Source organism: Kitasatospora sp. NPDC091207 (assembly GCF_044768625.1).
In the GTDB taxonomy this organism is placed as follows: Bacteria; Actinomycetota; Actinomycetes; order Streptomycetales; family Streptomycetaceae; genus Kitasatospora.
Genome location: NZ_JBIVVS010000061.1, coordinates 1 through 5,286, shown reverse-complemented (window position 1 = coordinate 5,286; position 5,286 = coordinate 1). Strand labels below are relative to the sequence as shown.

Genomic DNA, 5,286 nt, shown 5'->3' with positions numbered 1-5,286 from the left:
GACGATCTTCGCGGAGGTGGTGGCGCGGGTGGGGGCGGCCGCGTTAGAGCTTGCGAAGTCCACTGAGGACCCTTTCGAGCAGCGTGACGTCGGGCTGGTTTCCGGATTCGCCGCCGGAAGCGGGCTGGTGGATGGCGACCAGGCCGGCTTCGGCCAGGTCGGCCACGAGGATGCGGGCCACCCCCAGAGGCAGGGAGAGCAGCGCCGACACCTCGGCGACGGACTTGACCTCGGTGCACAGGGTGCAGATCCGCTGGTGCTCGGGGAGCAGGGTGGCCAGGCGCTGCGGATCGACGTTGGCCGAGACGAGCGCCTCCAGCGCCAGCTCGTACCGCGGCCTGGTCCGTCCGCCGGTCATCGCGAACGGCCGGATCAGCGGGCCCGAGTCGTAGTCGTCCTCGAACTCCTCGACGTACCCGGGGTCCTGGGCCGGCACCTGACCGGGGCCGTGCTGACCGGGGCCGTGCCGGCCGTGCTGCGGGCCGGGGGCGGAGTGCCGGCCGCGCAGGTGGCCGGTGGTCCCTCCCGGTGCCGGGTAGCCGGGCGGGGGCGCGTCGTACGAGGGCTGCCGGCCGTACTGGCCGTTCCCGTACTGCTCCTGTGGGTAGGGCTGGCCGTACTGCTGCTGGTCGTACGGCTGGCCGTACGGCTGACCGTGGCCGACGCCGGGTGCTCCGAAGGCGTCATGGCCTGTGCCAGGGTACGGAACGCCGTACTGGCCGCTGCGGTCGTCGGGCGGTGTCACGGTTCCTCTCCTCACAAGGTGCGGCGGTGCGGTGCGAGCTCTGGCACAGGTCCGGAGCCGGTGGTGCGAAGGCCGTACAACGTCCGAACCCGAGCCCGCCGAAGCGGGCCCGGGACGGGCGTGGAGGTGCTTCGAATACCAGGACGGTATCCGACGAACCGTCAGTGCAGGAGACTGCCCTGGAGTTCTGCGCGGAGTGCGGGGGTGAGGACGGCGCCGGCGCGGTCGACGAGCAGTGCCATCTCGTAGCCGACGAGACCGATGTCGGAGTCGGGGGAGGCGAGGACGGCGAGGGAGGAGCCGTCGCTGACGGCCATCAGGAACAGGAAGCCGCGCTCCATTTCGACGACGGTCTGGTTGACCTCGCCGCCCTCGAAGATCCGGCTGGCGCCGGAGGTGAGGGAGGTGAGGCCGGAGGCGACGGCGGCGAGCTGGTCGGCGCGGTCGCGGGGGAAACCTTCGGACATGCACAGCAGGAGGCCGTCCGCGGAGACCACCACCGTGTGCGACACCCCGGGGGTGTTGTCCACGAAATTGGTGATCAGCCAGTTCAGGTTCTGTGCGGCCTGGCTCATCTGACTCAACTCAACGCTCCTGGTGGTTCGAGCCGCCGAAGAGATCGGTACGGTTCTGCTGTCCGTTGCCGGACGGGTCTGCCTGATCGGGGTCGATCCGGAAGCTTCCGGTATTGCCTGCGCTGCGGCCCTGCTCCACACCGCGGCGCAGGTTGGTGAGCCGGCCGCGGACCTCCTCGGGGCTGCGGGAGACCTGCGGCCCGTCCTGCGGAGTGGGCTTGGCGTTGCCGGCCACCAGGTTCTGCTTGGGCACCCGCCGGGGGAGGCCGGACGGCGTGGTCCCACCGGAGGCGGGCTCGCGCAGCTGCTCGGCGCGCTGCCAGGCACCGTCGTTGGGCGACTGCCAGGCGGCGCTGGTCGGTCCGGTCGGTCCGGTCGGGCCGTAGCCGCCCAGCGCGGACACCTCGTGGCCACGCGGTTCGGTGGGGCCCGAGGTGTCCTTGGCGCCGGCGAACCAGTTCGGGGTCTCGCCGGTGTCCTGGCCGCCGTTCTGCTGCGGCGCGGTACCCGGACCGCCACCGGCCAACTGCTGGCCGGGGCGGCGCTGCGGCAGCCCGGACGGCAGGGTGGCGGCGGGCAGGGCCGGCGGCTCCGGGCTGTACGGGTGGCCGGCGGGGGCCTCCTCGGTGCCGTACTGCCCGTCGGCGTAGCCGTCGTAGCCCTGCTGGGCGTACTGGCCGTACTGGTCGTCCTGGCCCTGGCCCTGGCCCTGGTTCGGGCCCTGGCCGTACTGGTCGTCGCCGTACCCCTGCTGCGGGAAACGGCCGTAGGCGTCCTGGCCGTAGTCGTTCTGCCCGTACTCGGTCCCGGCGTACCCGTCCTGGGCGTACCCGTCCTGGCCGTAGCCGTACTGCCCGTCGGCGTAGCCGTCGTAGCCCTGCTGGGCGTACTGGCCGTCCTGGCCGTCCTGGCCATCCGGACCGTAGCCGTCGTCGTTGCGCCGGCCGTACGCCGGGTACTCGTCCTCGACCTCGGCGTCGACCACCGGCTGCTCGGACATCCCGTGCGGGCCGGACTCCAGGGCCGCACGGCGGACCTGGTCGAGCCGCTGCGAGCGCTGGACGGCCTCCAGGGCCGGGCTGAAGCCGCTGGAGCCGGCGTTGCCGTTGCCGGTGAGGTGGTCGTCGAAGCCGAGCTCGGCGGCGCTGCGCGGCTGGTTCTGGACCTCGGCGGCCCAGTCGGCCGCGGACGGCTCCTGGTCGGCGAAGATCCGGGAGACGGTGAACTGCTCCTCCGGCTCCGGGGCCGGACCCATCTGGGTCAGGAACGGCGGGAGCATGACCAGCGAGGTGGTGCCCGCGGACTCGCCCGAGGGGCGGAGCTGGACGCGGACGTCGTGCCGCTGGGAGAGCCGGCCGACCACGAAGAGGCCCATCCGGCGGGAGATCGTGGCGTCGACGGTGGGCGGCTCGGCCAGCTTCTCGTTGATCTCGGCGAAGTCCTCGGCGGTGAGGCCGATGCCCTTGTCGTGGATCTCGACCAGCACCCGGCCGTCCGGCAGGCGGGTGGCGTTGACCAGCACCCGGGTCTGCGGGCTGGAGAACGAGGTGGCGTTCTCCAGCAGCTCGGCGAGCAGGTGGACGAGGTCGGTCACGGCGGCGCCGACGACCTCGGCCTCGGGGATGCCGGAGAGCTCGACGCGCTCGTACTGCTCCACCTCGGAGGCGGCGGCGCGGAGCACGTCGACCAGCGGGACCGGGGTGTTCCAGCGGCGGCCGGCCTCCTCGCCCGCGAGGACGAGCAGGTTCTCACCGTTGCGGCGCATACGGGTCGCGAGGTGGTCCAGCTTGAAGAGGTTCTCCAGCTGGTCCGGGTCGGCCTCGTTGTTCTCCAGGTCGGTGATCAGCGCCAGCTGGCGCTGGATCAGGCTCTGGCTGCGGCGCGACAGGTTGGTGAAGATCGCGTTGACGTTCCCTCGCAGCAGGGCCTGCTCGGCGGCCAGCGCGACCGCCTGCCGGTGGACCTGGTCGAAGGCGCGGGCGACCTCGCCGATCTCGTCCTTGCCGTGCAGCGGGATCTGGCTGACCGAGGTGTCCACCCGGTCCGGGTCGGTCTTGGAGAGCTTCTCGACGAGGTCCGGCAGGCGGTGGTCGGCGATCTCCAGGGCGGCGTTGCGCAGGGTGCGCATGCCCAGAATCATCGAGCGGGCCACGTAACCGGTGAGGACACCGGCGAGGACCAGCGCGGCGAGCACGATCGCCGAGTTGAGGATGGCGTCGTAGAGCGCGTTGTCCCGCAGGTCGGCGGCGTCGTGGAGGACGTCGTCCAGCAGCGCGACCTCGGTGGCGCGCAGGCTGGCGATGTGGGTGTTGGAGGCCTGCTCCCAGTTCTCCTTGGTCAGGCCGGAGTCCTTGGCCTCCTTGTAGGCGGCGTCGGCGGCGGCCTTGCCCTTGGACTGGCCCTCGGCGGCGGCCTGGGTGTAGGCGGCGCCGAGGCCCAGCAGGCCCGTCATGGTCGGCGCGCTGCCGTTCGGCATCCGGTAGGCGGCGCGCTGGTCGGCGGCGGCCTGGGCGACCTGGGCGTCGGCGTACCGACTGGCGTCCTCGGGGGCGCTGCCGGTGTTGAACTCGGAGAGCGAGACCTGCTCCAGCTTCTGGGAGACCAGGAGCTGCTGGATCAGGTCGGTGTTCTCGTACCGGGTGGTGGACTGGGCCGAGATGCCGACCAGCAGGTGGAGCATCAGCGCGCGCTGGGTCGAGGCCGAGGCCTTGGCCAGCGACATGGCGTAGATCGCGCGGCCCTTGCTGGTGATGTTGCTGCTGCCGAGGCCGACCGAGTTGTCGTAGGCCAGCAGCGGCGCGAGCATCACCGAGTAGGCGGACTGGGTCGCGGTGGCGAACAGTTCCGGCTTGTAGGCGGTGTCGCGCAGGTGCGGCAGGAAGACGACGGAGCTCTGGAAGGCCGCGTGCCGGTGGGGCAGCTCGGCGGACTTGTCGGTCGCCTCGTAGGCCGCGTTGTACGCCTTGATCGCGGCGTCGGTGGTGGCGCGGGTCTTGGCGACGTCGCCGTTCGGGTCCTGGCCGGTCAGCAGGGGGCTGAGCGTCTTGTCGCGCTCGTTCTCCAGCGCTTCGGCGAGCTCGGTGGCCGCCTTGGCCAGGCGGGCGGTCTTCTCGGCGCGCGAGGCCTTGACGTAGCCGTCGACCGAGGTGTTGACGCGCAGACCGCCGAAGACCAGGCCGATGATGACCGGGATCAGCAGGATGGCTATCAGACGGGCCGGCACGCGCCAGTTGCGGGGCCGGAGGAAGTCGTACCGGCTGTTGGCCCTGCCGCCGCTCCCGTCGTCCCCGGAACCGCCGCCACGGTGCTCCGCGGAGGCGGTCGGCGACTTCGGCGCGGGGGCCGGCGGGCGCTCCTCGACCGGCGTGAACGCGGAGAATCCGGCCTGGTCCGTTGCGTTACCGTTCGGCTCGCTCTGGCGGGGCTCGGAGCGCCGCTGCGGGGCGGCCTGCTGCTTACGCCTCACTCGACAACAACCTCTCGGCCGATTGGCGGCCATGGATCAATCCAGCGCTACCCCTGGCAGCGGCCCGCTGCTGGGTGGGACTGCCGTAATGGATTTAGGGGTAGCTGGAATTTCAGCACGTGCAGGGATGGGGGACAAACAGGTGTCGGTACTGGCCCGCTGATGCACAATTCGGACATTCGCCGACATCGTGGAGCAAAACCGTGGTCTTCTGGCGCTGAGCGATGCTAAATCGCTACACATGGTCATTGTTGATCACAAAATGCCTACCGAACTGTTATCCGCCGCTTATGTGGGGGTCTTGCGCGGGCCGCCCGGAGGACACCCGTCCCGTAGCCGGAGGTGCCCCGGCGCCCGACCGTGACGGTGGGGTGCCGGGGCCGCCGACCTGCGGGTTCCGCTCAGCGCAGGCGGGCGAGGAGGGCGTGTTCGACGAGGGTGATGAGGGCGCTCTTGGCGCTGTCGCGTCGTCGGGCGTCGAGGGTGATGACGGGGGTGTC

General features: G+C 71.3%; 3 protein-coding genes and 1 pseudogene. All 4 read right to left on the bottom strand.

The window, feature by feature from the left end; all coding sequences use genetic code 11:
- Positions 1-43: 43 nt before the first annotated feature.
- Positions 44-745, bottom strand: a complete 702-nt coding sequence (locus tag ACIQTO_RS38050) for a DUF742 domain-containing protein (protein WP_402398247.1) — start codon at positions 743-745, stop codon at positions 44-46.
- A 161-nt stretch (positions 746-906) separates the two neighbouring features.
- Positions 907-1,320, bottom strand: a complete 414-nt coding sequence (locus ACIQTO_RS38045; RefSeq protein ID WP_360642581.1) for a roadblock/LC7 domain-containing protein — start codon at positions 1,318-1,320, stop codon at positions 907-909.
- Positions 1,321-1,330: 10 nt separating this feature from the next.
- Positions 1,331-4,786, bottom strand: coding sequence for a nitrate- and nitrite sensing domain-containing protein (locus tag ACIQTO_RS38040; protein ID WP_402398245.1), 3,456 nt, complete (start codon positions 4,784-4,786; stop codon positions 1,331-1,333).
- Between the two features lie 401 nt (positions 4,787-5,187).
- A pseudogene (locus tag ACIQTO_RS38035) lies at positions 5,188-5,286 on the bottom strand (ATP-binding protein); the annotation flags it as partial.